Genomic DNA, 18,859 nt, shown 5'->3' with positions numbered 1-18,859 from the left:
CAATATCGGCTGTCCGATAAAATCCCTACTTTTGCTCATGAGCTTAATTTTGTTTTGTTGCTACTACAAAGATAAGCAGAAGAGCGGATTTTTTATTTTTTAAAAGTTCGCTCTGTTTTTTAGCGGACAGTAGTGATTTATTATATAATCATATACACACTTGTCTTTGCCATAGGCTCTGCCGACATTCCTTATTTCAAATACTTTTTCAAACATCTGAATACTTCTATTTTCAACTGGAATGAAGAAGGAGGCACTACTGCGGGCATGATACTGGAAGAGACATCCTACTATATCTACATGGCATTCTTTATCCTCGTTATAGTCTTGTTCGGCTATTTAATATCCAGGATAAGCAAAAAACTGATAAAGAAGCGGCAAGAAAACATAAAAAGCAAAGAATACCTTATCTATACACCTGTTTGCCTTATACTTATCGGCTTATGCGTATTCGGCATCAGGGGGCGGTTCGGATACAACCCTATCAAAACCAGCCAGGCCTATTTTTGTGATAATTCTTTCCTCAACCAAATGGGGATCAATCCGTCCTTCTACTTTATGCGTGACGCTATCGAATCTTCCAAGTCACATTATAACGTAAACAATATTATGCCGGCAAAAGACGCGATAGCCATAGCCCAACAAGATTTCAGGACTTCCGGCGCAAACGGTTCTCCTATCGCCAGGCATATCACGGCAGACAGCACGGCTAAAAACATGAACGTAGTGGTCATACTGATGGAATCGATGTCGGCCGATTTACTGAAGGTGAAAAAAAACGGGCAGGAAATAACCCCCTTCCTGAACCAGCTAATTACCAAGTCCTATTATTTCGACAATTTTTATTCCGCAGGCACACATACCAATCACGGTATACTGGCTACACTTTACGGGCTGCCTGCCCTGTTTGATAAAAATATGATGAAAAACGTGAATATCCCTTTATGTCAGGGTTTACCATCTATTTTGCAGGAGCAGGGCTATAAGACACTGTTTTTTATGCCGCACGAAGCACAGTATGACAACATGAACGCTTTCCTTTTGGAGAACGGAGTAGAGGAGATATACTCTCAGGAAGATTATCCGAAAAATATGCGGAGAAACAGCTTTGGTGTAGCCGACGACTTCCTTTTCGAATATTCCTTAAACAAACTGAACGAAAAATCGTCTGACAAAACACCATTTCTTGCCACAATCCTTACTGTAAGCAATCATCCTCCATATATTGTCCCCGATAAGTTTAAGAATATCAGTTCCGAACCACAATTTCAGATTGTATCCTTCGCCGATGACGCTATACGGCAGTTCTTCACAGAGGCCAAGAAACAAGAGTGGTATGAGAATACAATATTCGTTCTGCTAGGCGATCACGGGAAAATAGTAGGGACACAAACCTACGATATGCCGCTATCCCTGAACCATATTCCACTTATTATATATTCCCCGGCTTTCGGCGACACGCCACAAACATACTCCGATCCCGCAGGGCAGGTAGATGTATTCCCTACGGTTATGGGTTTACTGAACCGCTCGTATGAGAACAATACATTCGGCGTTGACTTATTCAAGGGCAGGCACATTTATACGTTTTTCTCTTCCGACAATGCTTTGGGATGCATCGGACAGACATTTTTTTACTCTTATAACTTCAAAACAGACACCGAAGGCCTGTATAGTTATGCCGACAGCAACCCCGAGAACTTTATTAAAAATGAACAGTATAAAAATAAAGCAAAAGAGATGCGCCTCTATTCGATTGCTATGCATAGAACTGCCGGTTATATGTTCGAAAATGGACTGACAAGGGTAAAAAGGTAAAAGAGGTTTCCACTACCGCGTATTTTCTTCAAAAAACGGCTATACATCGAACTTTTGAGCTATGTTCGTTGTTTAGATATAAGATTGGAGAACACACTTTCCGTTAAAATACTATAAATCAACACCCTATCGCGAGGCAATGACAAAATAATGGTAAATAATAATGTGGAACTAAAAATAATTTGTAATTTGGTACGGAATTACATAAGCAATTTACCCAGAATATTAAGACAAAACGTTCTCTTATGAAAAGTTATCATAAAAGTATATCTATACTTTTGTTCCTTTTTTTATTAGCTTGTTCATCAGAAAACAAAGATGCACAAAAGCAACTGGAAATAGCAAGACAGTATTATACTCAGAAAGAGTACACTTTGGCAAAACAACAGCTAGACAGCCTGAAAAGCAAATATCCTAAAGCCTTCCCTCAGTTAAGTGCAGGACTGGCATTATTGGATTCTATCAGACGGGGCGAGGATGAGAAAACGATTGCTACCTGCGATTCCTTGATAATTTCCTTTCAGCCAACAGTAGACCAGGAAAAAAAACTGTTTAGTTTTCAGCAGAACAAGCAATATCAGGAGACCGGCAATTACATACCGAAAGAAAGCGTTGCAGCGTATATAACGGGTACTACGCTTCGTTCGGGAGTGAATGAGAATGGTAGATTGTTTATTGAAAGTGTTTTTATCGGCGGACAAAAGCATAACAAATTAAAAATATCGGCCAAAGACGGTTCTTATGTAGAAACCATGCCTGTAAATGATGATGGCTTGAATTATCGTTTCACGAATATGGGTAAAACGTACGAAATCATACATTTTACCGGAGCCAGTGAAAACGGAATAGCAAAATTTATATTCGCTAACTTCGACAAACCTTTAACTGCCACTATAGAAGGGCAGGGGAAATATACATACACCTTATCACAGCAGGCTAAATCTGCTATTGCTAAATCTTATCAGTTATCGGTAATGATACTTCAACTGGACAGTCTTAAGACAGAAAAAGAAAAGGCCGAATATCGCATATACTACCTTGATAACAAGAAAAACTCGGCAGATAGGACAAAACAAGAAAAACTTTAATGTTTATGAAAAAAGAAAAGTCGCCCATTGAAACCATAGAGCGGGACAGAGACATCTTTATACCCAATGTTTCTGTTGAGTGCGCTATATTTGGATTTCATTCAGGTTGTCTCAAAGTGTTGCTATGTAAACTCAAAGCAGGTAACAAATGGATGCTTCCGGGCGGATTTATTGCAAAAAACGAGACTCCGGACGATGCAGCCAGCCGTATTCTCGAATCTAAAACAAAACTGAAAGACGTATATCTGAAACAGTTTTACTTCTTCGGCAAGAAAGAACAGGACGGGCCCAACGATAAAGAAGACAGCAACAAGTCATATGTCAACAGTAATATAAGCCTCGCTTATTACGCCTTGGTTAAATATGAAGATGTAAAAGTGTATGCAAATGACGAATACGAAGAGGCAGCATGGTTCGATATTGGCAATATTCCCGAAGTGTACGCCGACCATAAGGTCATTTTCGATACAGCTATTTCTACTATTCGCAAACAGATAGGCTTTGTCCCTATCGGGTATGAGCTTCTTCCCGAAAAGTTTACAATGCCTGAGTTGCGAAGCATCTACGAATCTATTTTAGACAGAGAGCTTGACCGGAGGAATTTTCAACGTAAGATGTTATCCATCGGTTTCATTACATCACTGAACGAAACCCGCAAAGTAGGAGCGCATAAGTCCCCTAACTTATATTCTTTTGATAAGGAAAAATATAAAGAGGCCGAGCAGCTTGGAATCCAGATAATGAGTAATAACCTCTGATACACTACGGATAAAAAAATATCCCCTGAAAGAAAATCTTCAGGGGATATTTTTTATATAAACTCAACGGATATTATCTACCCTGATGAGCATCCTGTATCATTTTTTCGTTAGGCAGGATATAAATTTCTACACGGCGGTTTTGAGATCTACCTGTAGTAGTAGAGTTGTCAGCAACCGGCTGAGTAGAACCAAATCCCTGGGATACCATACGGGTACCCGAAACACCTTTTGTTTGAAGGAAGTTATATACAGACTGAGCACGTTTTTCCGACAATGGGTTGTTTATAGCGTCCGAACCTGTATTGTCAGTGTGACCGTAAATCTGAATATCTGTATCAGGGTTATTGTTCAGGGAAGTAGCGAAGTTAGTCAACGCGCTCTGAGAAGCAGTACTTAATGTGCTTGAATTTGTAGCAAATAAGATTCCTGATTCGAATGTAACCTTAATGGCCTGTCCATCATTGATAGTTTCAACCTGGGCACCATTAATTTGTTCCAGTTCTTTCTTTTGTTTGTCCATCTTGTTACCGATTACAGCTCCGGCAGAACCACCTACTACAGCACCAATACCGGCACCCCATGCAGCACCCTTACCGCCACCTATGATAGCGCCTATACCAGCTCCTAATGCACCGCCTGCTCCGGCTCCAATACCTGTACCTTTCACTGTGTCGCTCGCTCCACAACTAGAGAACAATAATGTGCAGCTCAAAACAATAGCTGTCAAGAATGAAAAATGTTTCATAAATTTAATTTTTAAAAAGTTATTCGTTTGTGATTATTTTTTACTCAAATATCCCTATTGATTCACAATAAGCCAGTTCACCTTGTATAACAAAGGAGATATCGTCTGATGAGAAATTATTTATCTTATCTTTCTGTGTATTTTTCAACACATAAGCTATCAGTTCATCCTCATCAATGTCTACAATGGCGCTATCATCGGAATTCTCATCCATAAAGCCCTTTTCTTCATAAAATTCGTAAACGATATCAAGAATATAATTGATCTCATCATCCGAATATTTGCCTTTCGTTTCTTGGGGAAGATAGTTCTGAATATATTTCACAGCATCATCTTCATCATACTGTACAAGGTTCTTGTCGTTACTCATCATATATGCTTTTAGGATTATATTGTATAATTTATAACAAAGAAATACTATTGAAGTTCATAGATCATGCTTTGTTTTTGCTGTTCATTCTATTTTGTTGAATAAGTTTGCTTGTTTATTAAGACCAATTAAGTGAAAAAAGGTTTAATCCACGGAGCAACATTTATTCACTTTTTTTGTGTTAAGCCTACCGTAAAAGTAGTTAAATTATTTCTTCTTCCAAATAAGATATCCCAGAATAAGTAAAGGTAAGATCATAATGCCCAGATAAAAAGCATTGGCACTCAGCACTTCGGACGGAGTATAGATAAGAGCAACTACGATGCCGACAACGGCGCCGCCCATGTGCGCGTCATGCCCTATATTACCCACATTTTTCAGCATTCCGTATATCGAAAAAGCCAAATAACCCAGACCGAATATCCATCCCGGAATGTCTATCGGGATAAAGAAAAAACGAAGCCCCATATGTGGATATACGGCAATAGCGGCGAATAATACGCCTACTACCCCACCCGATGCGCCAATAGCGCTATAATAATATTCCCTGCGATGGATGAAAAGGGATAAAAGGCCTCCGCCTACAATAGAGAAAAAATAAATAACAAGGTATATCCATACTCCGAAAGCATCCGCAACGACTGGAGAAAAGAAGTATAACGTCATCATATTAAACAGGAGGTGCATATAGTCGCCATGCAATGTAGCCGAGGTCAGCAGCCTGTCCCATTGTTTCGATTTACCCAGAATAGCCCCTACGTTAAACTTATACCGGTCAAAAAAGGCCATATCGTTAAATCCTTTCATGCTGGTAAGGACTGTAAGAATGATAATAAGGATAGGTAGTACGGACTGCAAATCAAAACTCATAAACTAATCTTTTAAAAAAATAAGGGCAAAGGTATAAATTTCTCATACAATACCCATTACCTTTTTATGGATTGTGATAGTTTAAATATTTTCATGTAAATTTGGATCCTAGAATTAGACTCTAAGCAGAAAGGCATGAAATCTATATTTATCTATTTACTACTCTCAGTTTGCTGCGCACCCGCGGTTTTAGCCCAGACCTTAAATGAGGCTAAAGAATTATACCTGCGGGGAGAATATGCAAAAGCGCTGCCAATATTCGAAGCAGAATATAATGCCAAGCCGGATGATGCCAGCCTGAACCAATGGTATGGAGTATGCCTGCTGCAAACGGGGAAAAATCTTCCTAAAGCCGAAGAGTGCCTGCTGGTGGCCTCAAAGAAGCGGATACCGGAGTCTTTCCTTTACTTAGGGCAGCTATATGCTCAGGAATATAGATTTACTGAGTCTGATGACGCTTTCGGTAAATATGAAGCATCACTGAAAAAGAAGGATGATGCCGCGCGTGAAAAGCTGGAAGAGAAAAGAAAAGTCATGTCTCGCATTCGCCGTATGGCTTCCAATACCGAAGATGTACAAATTATAGACAGTATAATTATTGATAAACAGAAATTCCTTTCTGCCTATACATTGAGCCTCAGTTCAGGAAAACTGGACTACTTCGATAAGTTGTTCACGGCCGACAGACACGTAGACGCTACTGCTTACACGAATGAAAAGGGTACTAAGATGTATTATGCAAAGCCTGAAAAAGATTATAGCCTTGCCCTGTATTCGCAGGAGAAACTACTTGACGAGTTTGGCAATGAGAAAAAACTATCTGCCAGCAATTTCGGTTTATCAGGCGATGTGAATTATCCGTATATGATGGCTGACGGGGTAACTATATACTTCGCAGCAAAGGATGAAGATTCACTCGGCGGTTACGACCTGTTTGTGTCACGCTATAATATGAACAATGATACATACCTGACACCCGAACGGCTGAATATGCCTTTCAATTCGCTCTACAACGACTATATGATGGCTGTAGACGAAGAAAAAGGGGTTGGATGGTTCGCTTCGGACAGATATATGCCTAACGGAAAAGTATGTGTATACACATTCATACCAAACAAAGTGGTAAAAATAATACAGAGTGATGATGAAGAGTATCTGTCGCGCCGTGCACGCATCTCATCCATAAAAGACTCATGGGTTGCCGGACAGAATTATACCTCTCTCATCGCCTCCGCACGGAAAGAGCCTGTTGTAAAAACAGAGGTCATACATGATTTTGAATTTGTAATAGACGACGACAGAACCTATTACAAACTGGCTGATTTTAAAAGCAGGGCTGCCCAAACCACATTTTCTAAAGTCATCCAGTTACAAAAAGAGTTCAACGATTTATCGGTAAAACTGGATAAGCAACGTTCCGATTACAGTTCAGCCTCACAGGACGGAAAAAGAAGAATGTCATCCGAAATCTATAATCTGGAAAAACGTGTAGAACAGCTCCGGACAGAAATCCCGGAAATGGAAATACAGGCGCGGAATCAGGAGATAAATAATCTATAGGACTTGAAAACATATCTTTTTATGGTTACAATCCCTGTTTTTATACTTAGTAACTGTTTAAATTTTATACGAATATTTTATTATACCTTTTTCTTCGTTCATTTTTAGGCTGTTTTTTCCTTTTTCTCAACTCAACCAACGGTCACAGGAGCGAAGCGTATGTAAATAAGCATCTCTAAAACATCTCTAAAAATTTGAACGAAGAAAATTTAAACAACTTCTAAGTACATGACAAAATTTTATATCCTGCTGTAGGGGCATCCCCTTGTGGGTGCCCGTAAATGATGACAAGCGGGCAGAGACAAGCCACTGCCCCTACATCGTCTCCAAATCGTGTTTGAATAATTTTTGTCATGTACTGTGTAGTTACTTACAAATAATAAATGGGTTGTAGCCCTAACTTAATATTTGTCCTCCGAAACTCGTTATATTCCCTACAAAACACATATCTTTGTATCCCTTAATTAATTGAATAATTCATTCTATATCAGTAAAAAAATGAAAATTGCTATTGTTGGTACAAGTGGTGCTGTAGGTCAGGAATTCCTGAGAGTTCTTGACGAGCGGAATTTTCCTATTGAGGAATTAGTGTTATTCGGGTCTGCCAGAAGCGCGGGCAACGTTTATACATTTCGTAATAAACAGTATACCGTCAAAGAACTGAAACACAACGATGATTTTAAAGATATAGATATTGCGTTTACATCTGCCGGAGGAAGCGTTTCTATCGAATTTGCCGAAACCATCACAAAGCATGGGACAATAATGATAGACAATTCGAGCGCATTCCGTATGGATAAGGATGTACCTCTTGTAGTTCCCGAAGTAAATGGGGAAGATGCAAAAGTGCGCCCGAAAGGTATAATCGCAAACCCGAACTGCTCTACCATACAGATGGTAGTGGCAATGAACGTAATAGAAAAACTATCTCATATAAAACGCGCTCATGTAGCTACCTATCAGGCCGCGTCGGGAGCCGGAGCCGCTGCTATGGAAGAACTGATAAACCAGTTTAAGCAAATAGCATTCAATAATGATGTGACAGTAGAAAAATTTGCATATCAGCTGGCATACAACGTTATACCTCAAATAGATGTGTTTACGGATAACGGATACACAAAAGAGGAGTTGAAGATGTATTACGAAACACAAAAAATTATGCACTCTGATATTCAGGTAAGCTCGGCATGTATCCGCGTTCCTGTTCTTCGTTCACACTCGGAAGCCATCTGGGTGGAAACAGAACGGCCTGTCTCTCCGCAAGAAGCCCGTGAGGCTTTCTCAAAGGCAGAAGGAATCGTATTACAGGACAATCCGGCCGAAAAAGAATATCCGATGCCGCTCTTTGTTGCAGGACAAGACCCTGTCTATGTGGGACGCATACGCGAAGATATCGCGAACCCGAACGGATTGACATTCTGGGTAGTTGCCGACCAGATAAAGAAAGGCGCCGCGCTGAATGCTGTACAAATAGCAGAATATTTGATCAAAGAAAAGGCTATTTAATAAGAAAACTGTTTGTATAATCAAAACAAACAACTATATTTGCATCGCAATTGGCAAAATACAGCTTTTTGCGATTTCAGGAAGTGTGGGTGAGTGGCTGAAACCACCAGTTTGCTAAACTGACGTACGGGTAACTGTACCGGGGGTTCGAATCCCCCCGCTTCCGCCGGATAACAATAAAAACTCAGAGAATATTCTCTGAGTTTTTGCATTAATAAGCGATATAACAGGCTCTATTTCGGCTCATCCCCGAAAAATGGGATCACCCCAGACCACCCCGAAAAAGGCTTTATCTCTTACTCCCCTAGATTGAACAGGTGTCCCGAAATTGTTACGCCATACAGAGAAACACATATCCAAGCCCATATTATAGACAAAAGATATAGTTTATTTCGATAAGTCATTAACAATTATAAATAGTCTTTGATAAGAAAATTATATTTTGTAACATTGTACCGCAGATTCGGAAAAATATCTGAACAATATTAAATTTGAGTTTGTTAAAAAAGGAAACTATCATCAAATATATCATCATTATGTTAAGTAAAAAATTAGAAGCTGCATTAAATGCACAAATCAATGCTGAATTTTGGTCAGCATACTTGTATCTGTCTATGGCCGCACACTTTGCTGCCGATGGTAAACCCGGTTTTGCCAACTGGTTCGAAATCCAGTTTAAAGAAGAACAGGATCATGCGATGAAATTCTTCAAATACGTGGTTGAAAGAGGTGCTAAAGTAGAGTTGAAACCAATCGCAAAAGTTGCACTCTCTTGGAAATCGCCGTTACATGCTTTTGAAGAAACTTTGAAACATGAAATCGTAGTGACCGGATTAATTAACGACCTGGTAGCTTTGGCCAAAGAAGAAAAAGATTATGCTACAGAAAGCATGCTAAAATGGTTTGTTGACGAGCAGGTAGAAGAAGAAGCTACGGCACAGGGCTATATAGACGCGCTGAAAATGATTAAGGATAATGGGTTCGGCATTTATACTCTCGACAAAGAGTTGCAAAGCAGGACATATACTCCTCTGGCTGATTAAACGCTATTACAACATAAAAGTAAATCCCTTCTCAATATTTTGGAGGGATTTATTTTTTATTATACCTTGCATATATGGAAAAAACAGGAAAATATATACAACAATTAAATGAGGAATTTGAATACTCGGAAGGTGCATCTATAGACAATATAAAAACTGTAGAAAAGATATTAGGCATATCTTTTCCTGCTGATTATACCCTGTTTCTGAGTGAATGCGGAGAGTGTAATTTCGGAGACACCACTATATATGGCATTTATAAAACCGGGAGAGAGACGTCTTATCCTGTAGCTGACATAACCCTCGATATGCGAAAAGAATATGCTCTGGATACAAAGTATTTCGTATTAAAATACGAAGTTGACGAGTTTCTTATGCTTTATAATATTCAGGACAACAAAATATATGGTGCGGATATTTTATCCGACGAAAAAGGAGAACTCAATATAGGAAAAACAAGCCTGATGTTCCCTTCGTTTGATGAGTTTTTTGAAGATTTCGCACTTCTGGGCGAAGATGATTTCTAAATAATAACAGATTGATACAACTAGATAATATATCGAAACGATATGGACAACATCCGGCGCTCTCTAATGTCAGTTTTTCCATGCAGAAAGGAGAAATTATAGGACTGCTGGGTGTAAACGGCGCGGGAAAGTCCACTCTGATGAAAATACTTTCGGGAATAATCACTCCTGACAGCGGGAAGATTAGTTTCTTCGGAAAAGACTTTTTCTCAGATACATTAAATATAAAGAAACAGACAGGCTATCTATCAGAAGATAACCCCCTATATGAGGACATGTATGTAAGGGAATATCTGGAATATGTAACAGGCATCTATAATGCCAATAAAAAGAATATTCCTTATATCATCGAACGGACAGGATTGGACAAAGAATACAAAAAGAAAATAAAAACGCTGTCGAAAGGAAACAGGCAGCGTGTAGGTATTGCCCAAGCTCTGGTCAACGATCCTGTTTTTCTCATTCTCGATGAAGCTACTTCGGGTCTTGACCCTAACCAGAGAGAAAGCCTGAACAACCTGTTTATCGAATTATCAAAGGACAAAGTAATATTATTCTCTACCCACATCCTACAGGAAGTGAAAGAGATATGCACGCGGCTGGTTCTTCTGAATACGGGAAAGCTCCTCGTTGATAAAAAAATAACTGAAATAGAATCCGTAGAACAGATATTCCATACACTGACAAATGAAAACGAGCATGAATTGTAAAATCGGCAGAGCCAAAAGCAATTCACAAATGACTATGATAATTTTGTCATGCGAGTTTCCATACAACCATTAAAAACGAAATTATCGTATGAAAATAATAGCTGATAAAAATATACCCTACCTACAAGGGGTAGCCGAACAATATGGTGAGGTGACCTACCTTGACGGAGCCGCATTTACTCATGAGGCGATAAAAGATGCTGATACCCTCATCGTACGTACTGTTACCCGCTTTGACGAAACGAACCTGAAAGGGATGAATGTAAAACTGATTTGCTCGGCGACAATCGGCTACGACCATATAGATACCGAATATTGTGATGCACATGGTATAATATGGCGGAATGCACCGGGATGTAACTCCGGTTCGGTACAACAATATATAGTTTCGGCACTGATTACAATAGCCCGAAAGCAGGGCTTTGACCTGAAAGATAAAACAATCGGCATTGTAGGCGTTGGTAATGTAGGCAAGAAAGTAGCCAAAGCCTGCGAAATACTCGGTATGAAGGTATTATTAAATGATCCACCACGCCAGAAGGCGGAGAACAACAATCTCTTTGTAGATCTGGATACGATAATAAATGAAGCTGACATCATCACGTTCCATACTCCCTTAACCAAAGAAGGAGAATATAAGACCTATCATCTGGCTGATAATGCCTTCTTTTCTTCATTGAAAAGAAAGCCGATCATCATCAATTCCGCCCGTGGCGCCATCATAGACACAGAGGCAATAAAAAAAGCAATAAAGCGAAACGAAATATCGGGAGCAATTATCGATTGCTGGGAAAACGAACCGCTGATCGACCTTGAATATATGAATCTGGCAGATATAGCTACCCCGCATATCGCAGGCTACTCTGCTGACGGGAAGGCTAATGCAACACGCATGTCATTGGAGTCTGTAGCCGATTTTTATGGGATGAATAAAGAGCCTGCATCAGCGATTAAAGCGCCGGAGCCGGACAATGCATTGATTGACTTAAATAATTATTCAGATTCGGCCAATCGCATTTATGGCGCAATCTTATATACCTATAATCTACTAAGTGACTTCAACCGTTTAAAAGCCTCTCCTGAGACTTTCAAGCGATTAAGGAATGAGTATCCACTAAGGAGGGAATATGGAGCATATAAGATAAAAAATGCATCGCAGGAAGAGGCGGATTTATTGAATGACTTCGGGTTTCAGTTATAGTAACACAAAATTATTTATATTAACAAACATCACATACTTTGTTGATATATAACAAAATATTTATACATTTGCTTTAAACTAATACAAATTGCCTATGAAGTAAGGAGCGTGAGGATACGCACATTTTAAAATATATTGGAAAAAGCGTCTAGCTTTTATTCTGGTTCATGAAACTTCGACAATTTCAGATCCGCCAAGAGTAAAGCGATGATGCTCACGTCATACGGCGTGGGCTTTACTCGTTTATTTGGCGGAAAGGTAGTCGAAGACCTCATGAACAAATAATTACGGTATTGTCCGCGCTTTTTTTATGTGTGTATGTGAGATTGAATAAGGACAAAAAAGCCCAGAGTTTATAATCTAATATCCGATCCTTAATCGGAGCTAAAACAACCTTTTATATGAAAAATATTACATATATACTTGCAACATTGGTCTTTGCCTTAGCACTATTCTCGTGTGGCGATGATAAAGAGAAAGAAACTTTAGAAATTAGTACCGCTTCAATAAATCTAAACGCAAATGGAGGGTCTCAATCAATACAAGTGTTTAGTAACACTTCATGGTTTGTAACTGATCCGAATATTTCATGGTGTCGAATTTCTCCTTTATCTGGCAATGGTAATGGATCGATCCAAGTAGTAATTGATGAAAATAATTCTACAACCAATAGAAACATTACAATATCAATAAATGCCAACTCTAAGCATACTTCCTTTGATATTTCTCAAACAGGAATGACAAATGGGGGAAATAGCGAAACAAGCTTAGATCCACCAACAAATATCAATATTGCACAAAGTGGTACTTCTGTAGAAATTTCATGGAGTAGTGTTATTGGAGCATCTCAATATAATATTTATCGGAGTATTTCTTCTTCTGGCACATATTCTAAAATAGGCCATTCTACGAATCTCTCATTCTATGATAGTTCACCTTCAATAGGTTATAATTACTATAAACTGACATCTGCAAATAGCGATGGGGTAGAGAGCATTTTGAGTAACTATGTATCATGTAATTATACATTATCAAATGGAGGGAATGAGACAAAACCTGACTCGCCGACAGGTGTTACAGTATCGAATGACGGGAACTCCTTAGTTCCATTGATAACTATTAGATGGAATAGTGTTCCAGATGCAACAAGTTATAAAGTTTATCGTAGCTCCAGTGCTTCTGGAACATACTCTCAGATCGAAAGTTCAACAACTAATACATTCTTAGTCGATAGTAATCCACGAGAGGGGACTTCATATTACAAAGTAAAAGCAATTAATAGTGTAGGCGAAAGTGAGTATAGTGCATACGCTTCTGTAAATTATAAAGCAAACGATGTTGCACCTTGTCCTGTGGCTTATGGTAATTGTTCTGTAAGTACAACAACAATGACAATTCGATGGACAGTTCCAACTTCTTCTGGTTGTGGAACTCCAGCAAAAGCGTATTTAAGAGTAAGAAACCCTCGTAGCAGGGAATATACTGATTTACAAACTTTGTCTGGAACAGCAAACTCCGCGTCATTTAGTTATGGCATGTGGATTGATTCGGATGGATATGTTTATGTAGGTATAATCACTGAAAATGATAAGGGGACATCTGGTGGACTACCAAAAGTATACGACACGAAAAATAAAAAATGGATAAATTAATCGACCATCTATCTGCACAGATATTTATCGAAGTGTGGCAAAAGAGCGTTCAAAAAATACTCAAAAAATGAAACTAAGGCTTGTAAAAAGTGATTTTCAAATTATTCAACAAGCTTCTGAAATCTCATTTTGAAATATTTTTTATATTACATTTTTTTGTTAATAACAATGAGGGTGTCTCAAAAGTATTTTTTCATATCTTTTTGTCATGTTGAACGGAGTGAAACATCTCGTATCTGGTAGGTCGAGATTCTTCGTTGCACTCAGAATGACAAAAAAAGTAACAATTTGATAGAGATGTTTTACTTTTGAGACTCCCTCATTGATGTAAGGAGCAGCCGTAAAATAAAAAAATGAAAAAACTAACATTTATTTTATGTATTACTGGAATGAACGGGGAAAATACACTGAAAAGTAGAGAACCCGCGTGGTTTTCAAATTTTCAGCTGATAAAAAAAGTTGATATTAAAACCGAAGCAGAGCTTGGAGGGAAGCCCAATTGGATAAAAGGATGGGATACTCATTTGTTACAAACCATAAAACAAGATATTATGGGATCAGTTGGGAGGACGGTTTATTAATCTCTATTCTTTTCAGATTTTTGCATGTGTTACCTCCATTGCCGCGTAATTGCATTACATGATAAAAATGGAAATTAAAATGAGGGCGGAGTGACATTACATCACTCCGCCCTCTAACTATATAAAAGAATAATTAATTATTCTACAGCATCAAAATCAACTACGGTTTTACGTGTTGCCGCAATCCTGTCAAAATCCTCTTTTGTACCAACAACGAGTTTCTCAAACTCGCGCTGACCTGTACCAGCAGGGAGTAAGTGACCACAGATAACGTTTTCTTTCAAACCTTCCAGCCTGTCTACTTTCGCGTTTATAGCCGCATCGTTCAGCACCTTTGTCGTTTCCTGGAACGAAGCCGCAGACATGAAGCTTTGAGTTTGAAGGGCTGCACGTGTAATACCCTGAAGTATCTGGTTAGCAGTAGCTGGAACCGCATCGCGTACAATAACCGGATGAAGGTCTCTACGCTTAAGCATAGAGTTTTCATCTCTCAGTTTACGCGCGGTAACTATCTGCCCTGGTTCGAAAGTAGTGGAATCTCCAGCTTCCAGAACAACTTTCTTACCCCAGATCCTATCATTTTCTTCCATTACATCGTACTTGTCTATTACCTGTTGTTCAAGGAAGCGTGTATCTCCCGGATCGATCACTTCAACCTTGCGCATCATCTGACGTACAATTACTTCGAAGTGCTTATCGTTAATTTTCACACCTTGCAAACGATATACATCCTGCACTTCGTTTACAATATATTCCTGAACGGCTGTAGGCCCCATAATAGCCAGAATATCGGATGGAGTCGTTGCTCCGTCAGACAATGGCATACCAGCTCTTACAAAGTCGTTTTCCTGAACAAGTATCTGTTTGGATAGCGGAACAAGGTACCTCTTCACTTCTCCTAGTTTGGAAGTTACCGTAATTTCCCTGTTACCACGTTTAATCTTACCGAATGATATTTCACCGTCGATTTCAGATACAACAGCCGGATTAGAAGGGTTACGCGCTTCGAACAACTCAGTCACACGAGGAAGACCTCCGGTAATATCGCCGGCCTTACCTACTGCGCGAGGTATCTTAACTAGTACATCCCCTGCCTTTATAGTATCACTATCATCTTTAACAATGTGAGCACCTAACGGCAAACTGTATGTTTTGATAATCTTATTGTGTTCGTCCAAGATGTGAGCTTCGGGAGCTTTGGTCTTGTCACGTGACTCGATAATGATCTTCTCTTTCAGCCCGGTTTGTTCATCAGACTCTACTTTAAAGGTAATACCCTCTATAACATTTTCAAACCTGATGCGTCCGGTTGCTTCGGATATGATAACCGCGTTAAATGGATCCCATTCGCAGATCAAATCATCTTTCTTAACCTTAGCTCCATCTTTGAAGTAGAGTTTAGAACCATAAGGAATATTATGAGTAAGCAGCACGATTTTAGTATTAGGGTCAACCAGACGCAGTTCGACCAGACGGCTAACTACGATCTGTGCCTTCTTACCTGCCTCATCCACTATATCGACAGTACGAAGATCGTCGATCTCCAATACTCCGTCATACTTAGCCACAACGCTACTTTCAGCAGCTATATTGGAAGCGATACCCCCAACGTGGAATGTACGTAGTGTCAGCTGTGTACCCGGCTCACCGATAGACTGTGCAGCGATAACACCAACAGCCTCGCCACGCTGAACCATACGACCTGTAGCTAGATTACGTCCGTAACACTTACCACAAACGCCCTTCTTCGATTCACAAGTAAGTACTGAACGGATTTCAACACTTTCGATTGGAGAATTCTGGATGATAGTGGCTGTATCTTCGGTAATTTCATCTCCGGATTTCACGATTATCTCTCCTGTCATCGGATGCTGAATATCGTGTACAGACACACGACCCAATATACGTTCGTAAAGAGATGCGACAACTTCTTCGTTATTCTTCAACTCGGTACAAACAAGGCCGCGTAATGTACCACAGTCTTCTTCGTTGATTATCACATCCTGTGAAACGTCAACAAGACGACGTGTAAGATATCCGGCATCGGCCGTTTTCAAAGCCGTATCGGCAAGACCCTTACGGGCACCGTGGGTAGAGATAAAGTACTCTAACACCGACAAGCCTTCTTTAAAGTTGGAGAGGATCGGGTTCTCGATAATCTGAGCACCTTCTGCCCCACTCTTCTGAGGTTTCGCCATCAATCCACGCATACCTGACAACTGACGAATCTGCTCTTTGGAACCACGGGCTCCTGAGTCAAGCATCATGTACACAGCATTGAATCCCTGGTCGTCTTCCGATAACTGTTTCATCAGGATATTCGACAATCTGGAGTTGACGTGCGTCCATGTGTCGATAATCTGGTTATAACGCTCGTTATAGGTAATGAATCCCATATTATAGTTATTCATTATCTGCTCTACTTCGTCATAACCCTGTTGTACCAATGTATCTTTTTCTTCTGGTATGATTACATCTTCAAGGTTGAACGACAAACCTCCACGGAATGCCATTGTGTAACCCAGTTCTTTTATATCGTCAAGGAATTGCGCTGTCTTGGCAACACCACATACCTTGATTACGTTACCGATAATATCGCGAAGCGATTTTTTAGAAAGGATTTCGTTAATATAACCAACCTCGTAAGGTACTATTTCGTTAATCATAACACGTCCGACAGTTGTCTCACGCATTACATCCACAATATTACCGTTTTCATCAAGGTCTTTTACATAAACCTTGACAAGAGCATGCACATCTACCTTACCTTCGTTATAAGCGATTACAGCCTCTTCCGGCCCATAGAACACAAGTCCTTCGCCTTTGGCTCCTCTACGCGCCTTGGTGATATAATACAGTCCAAGAACCATGTCCTGAGAAGGCACAGTAATAGGTGCACCATTGGCAGGGTTAAGTATATTATGCGATGCAAGCATCAACATCTGAGCCTCTAGGATAGCTTCGTTGCCTAATGGTAGGTGAACCGCCATCTGGTCACCGTCGAAGTCGGCATTGAACGCCGTACAGGCTAACGGGTGCAACTGGATAGCTTTACCTCCGATCATTTTAGGCTGGAATGCCTGAATACCCAGACGGTGAAGCGTAGGGGCACGGTTGAGCAATACAGGATGTCCTTTCATTACATGCTCCAGGATGTCCCATACCACAGGTTCCTTGCGGTCTACTATTTTCTTCGCTGATTTAACGGTCTTAACGATACCACGCTCAATCAACTTACGGATAATAAATGGTTTGTACAACTCGGCAGCCATATCCTGAGGAATACCGCATTCGTGCATTTTCAATTCAGGACCAACGACAATAACCGAACGGGCCGAATAGTCGACACGTTTACCCAGCAAGTTCTGGCGGAAACGTCCTTGTTTACCTTTCAGACTGTCGGAAAGTGATTTCAACGGACGGTTAGCGTCTGTCTTCACCGCACTCGATTTACGTGAGTTGTCAAACAGTGAATCCACAGCTTCCTGAAGCATACGCTTTTCATTACGCAGGATTACTTCCGGAGCTTTGATATCGATAAGTCTTTTCAGACGGTTGTTGCGGATAATAACGCGGCGATACAGGTCATTCAGGTCGGATGTAGCAAAACGCCCGCCATCGAGTGGTACCAACGGACGAAGTTCCGGCGGAATAACAGGAACGATCTTAACGATCATCCACTCTGGTTTATTCTTACCCTTGGAACCACGGAACGCTTCTACAACCTGAAGTTGCTTCAACGCTTCATTCTTACGTTGCTGGGATGTATCGGTACTTGCCTTATGACGAAGTGTATTTGCCAACGAATCAAGATTGATGCGAGACAAGAGGTCATAAACGCCTTCGGCTCCCATCTTAGCAATAAACTTGTTTGGATCGGTATCGTCCAGCAGTTGATTTTCTTTCGGGAGTTTTTCCAGAATACTCAGGTATTCTTCTTCTGTAAGAAGGTCTTTATCTACAACTCCCTCTTCCACTGCAGCACCTGACTGAATTACAACATAACGTTCGTAGTAGATTATAGAATCCAGTTTCTTGGTAGGGATACCCAAAAGATAACCCATCTTGTTAGGTAGCGAGCGGAAATACCAGATGTGAGCCACCGGAACCACAAGATGGATATGCCCTGTACGCTCACGGCGAACTTTCTTTTCTGTAACTTCAACACCACAACGGTCACAAACGATACCTTTGTAACGGATTCTCTTATATTTTCCGCAATGACATTCATAATCCTTCACAGGTCCGAATATACGTTCGCAGAAGAGTCCGTCACGTTCTGGCTTGTAAGTACGATAGTTGATTGTTTCAGGTTTCAAAACCTCACCGCTTGATGCTTCCAGAATTTCTTCGGGAGAAGCAAGGCTCACAGTTATTTTTGAAAAGCTACTCTTTACTTTATTTTCTTTTCTAAAAGCCATATACTT

At 40.1% G+C, this 18,859-nt stretch carries 16 protein-coding genes and 1 tRNA gene; 12 read left to right on the top strand and 5 right to left on the bottom strand.

The window, feature by feature from the left end:
* The first annotated feature begins 132 nt into the window (after nucleotides 1-132).
* The 3 genes from D0T84_RS10770 (at nucleotide 133) to D0T84_RS10760 (ending at nucleotide 3,664) form a co-directional block, all read left to right on the top strand.
* Complete coding sequence (locus D0T84_RS10770; protein WP_163307881.1) at nucleotides 133-1,818, top strand: alkaline phosphatase family protein; 1,686 nt, start codon at nucleotides 133-135, stop codon at nucleotides 1,816-1,818.
* Nucleotides 1,819-2,063: 245 nt separating this feature from the next.
* Nucleotides 2,064-2,906: a hypothetical protein gene (locus tag D0T84_RS10765; RefSeq protein WP_163307880.1), complete on the top strand. Its 843-nt coding sequence runs from the start codon at nucleotides 2,064-2,066 to the stop codon at nucleotides 2,904-2,906.
* 5 nt (nucleotides 2,907-2,911) lie between these two features.
* Nucleotides 2,912-3,664, top strand: coding sequence for an NUDIX domain-containing protein (locus D0T84_RS10760; RefSeq protein WP_163307879.1), 753 nt, complete (start codon nucleotides 2,912-2,914; stop codon nucleotides 3,662-3,664).
* Between the two features lie 73 nt (nucleotides 3,665-3,737).
* Here the strand turns inward: D0T84_RS10760 and D0T84_RS10755 are convergent, their stop codons facing one another.
* From D0T84_RS10755 to D0T84_RS10745, 3 genes are all read right to left on the bottom strand, one after another.
* Nucleotides 3,738-4,412 carry an OmpA family protein gene (locus D0T84_RS10755; protein WP_163307878.1) on the bottom strand — a complete coding sequence of 225 codons (675 nt, stop codon included), beginning with the start codon at nucleotides 4,410-4,412 and terminating at the stop codon, nucleotides 3,738-3,740.
* A 40-nt stretch (nucleotides 4,413-4,452) separates the two neighbouring features.
* Nucleotides 4,453-4,782 carry a hypothetical protein gene (locus tag D0T84_RS10750; protein WP_163307882.1) on the bottom strand — a complete coding sequence of 110 codons (330 nt, stop codon included), beginning with the start codon at nucleotides 4,780-4,782 and terminating at the stop codon, nucleotides 4,453-4,455.
* Between the two features lie 207 nt (nucleotides 4,783-4,989).
* The gene (locus D0T84_RS10745; protein WP_163307877.1) at nucleotides 4,990-5,652 is read right to left on the bottom strand and encodes a rhomboid family intramembrane serine protease; all 663 of its coding nucleotides are present in this window, start codon (nucleotides 5,650-5,652) and stop codon (nucleotides 4,990-4,992) included.
* Nucleotides 5,653-5,787: 135 nt separating this feature from the next.
* Between D0T84_RS10745 and D0T84_RS10740 the strand changes: the two genes are divergently transcribed.
* Complete coding sequence (locus D0T84_RS10740; RefSeq protein WP_163307876.1) at nucleotides 5,788-7,212, top strand: tetratricopeptide repeat protein; 1,425 nt, start codon at nucleotides 5,788-5,790, stop codon at nucleotides 7,210-7,212.
* Between the two features lie 220 nt (nucleotides 7,213-7,432).
* On the opposite strand, the gene D0T84_RS22940 is transcribed toward D0T84_RS10740, so the two are convergent.
* Nucleotides 7,433-7,567: a hypothetical protein gene (locus D0T84_RS22940; RefSeq protein WP_255495315.1), complete on the bottom strand. Its 135-nt coding sequence runs from the start codon at nucleotides 7,565-7,567 to the stop codon at nucleotides 7,433-7,435.
* Between the two features lie 143 nt (nucleotides 7,568-7,710).
* On the opposite strand from D0T84_RS22940, the gene D0T84_RS10735 reads away from it, so the two are divergent.
* From D0T84_RS10735 to D0T84_RS10700, 8 genes are all read left to right on the top strand, one after another.
* On the top strand, nucleotides 7,711-8,718 hold the full coding sequence (locus D0T84_RS10735) for an aspartate-semialdehyde dehydrogenase (protein WP_163307875.1): 1,008 nt from the start codon (nucleotides 7,711-7,713) through the stop codon (nucleotides 8,716-8,718).
* 79 nt (nucleotides 8,719-8,797) lie between these two features.
* Nucleotides 8,798-8,884 (top strand) — tRNA-Ser (locus D0T84_RS10730).
* 370 nt (nucleotides 8,885-9,254) lie between these two features.
* The gene (locus D0T84_RS10725; protein WP_163307874.1) at nucleotides 9,255-9,761 is read left to right on the top strand and encodes a ferritin; all 507 of its coding nucleotides are present in this window, start codon (nucleotides 9,255-9,257) and stop codon (nucleotides 9,759-9,761) included.
* A 74-nt stretch (nucleotides 9,762-9,835) separates the two neighbouring features.
* Nucleotides 9,836-10,288, top strand: a complete 453-nt coding sequence (locus D0T84_RS10720) for an SMI1/KNR4 family protein (protein ID WP_163307873.1) — start codon at nucleotides 9,836-9,838, stop codon at nucleotides 10,286-10,288.
* 11 nt (nucleotides 10,289-10,299) lie between these two features.
* Nucleotides 10,300-10,998 carry an ABC transporter ATP-binding protein gene (locus D0T84_RS10715; RefSeq protein WP_163307872.1) on the top strand — a complete coding sequence of 233 codons (699 nt, stop codon included), beginning with the start codon at nucleotides 10,300-10,302 and terminating at the stop codon, nucleotides 10,996-10,998.
* A gap of 88 nt (nucleotides 10,999-11,086) precedes the next feature.
* Nucleotides 11,087-12,199, top strand: a complete 1,113-nt coding sequence (gene pdxB / locus D0T84_RS10710) for a 4-phosphoerythronate dehydrogenase PdxB (protein ID WP_163307871.1) — start codon at nucleotides 11,087-11,089, stop codon at nucleotides 12,197-12,199.
* A gap of 401 nt (nucleotides 12,200-12,600) precedes the next feature.
* On the top strand, nucleotides 12,601-13,851 hold the full coding sequence (locus D0T84_RS10705; protein ID WP_163307870.1) for a hypothetical protein: 1,251 nt from the start codon (nucleotides 12,601-12,603) through the stop codon (nucleotides 13,849-13,851).
* A gap of 353 nt (nucleotides 13,852-14,204) precedes the next feature.
* Nucleotides 14,205-14,432 carry a hypothetical protein gene (locus D0T84_RS10700; RefSeq protein ID WP_163307869.1) on the top strand — a complete coding sequence of 76 codons (228 nt, stop codon included), beginning with the start codon at nucleotides 14,205-14,207 and terminating at the stop codon, nucleotides 14,430-14,432.
* A 137-nt stretch (nucleotides 14,433-14,569) separates the two neighbouring features.
* Here the strand turns inward: D0T84_RS10700 and rpoC are convergent, their stop codons facing one another.
* Entirely contained in the window at nucleotides 14,570-18,853 is a 4,284-nt protein-coding gene (rpoC, locus tag D0T84_RS10695) for a DNA-directed RNA polymerase subunit beta' (RefSeq protein ID WP_163307868.1), read from the bottom strand.
* Nucleotides 18,854-18,859: the final 6 nt, after the last annotated feature.

The sequence above is a fragment of the Dysgonomonas sp. 521 genome (assembly GCF_010501055.1).
Taxonomy (GTDB): Bacteria; Bacteroidota; Bacteroidia; order Bacteroidales; family Dysgonomonadaceae; genus Dysgonomonas.
This window is presented reverse-complemented; position numbering and strand designations above follow the sequence as displayed.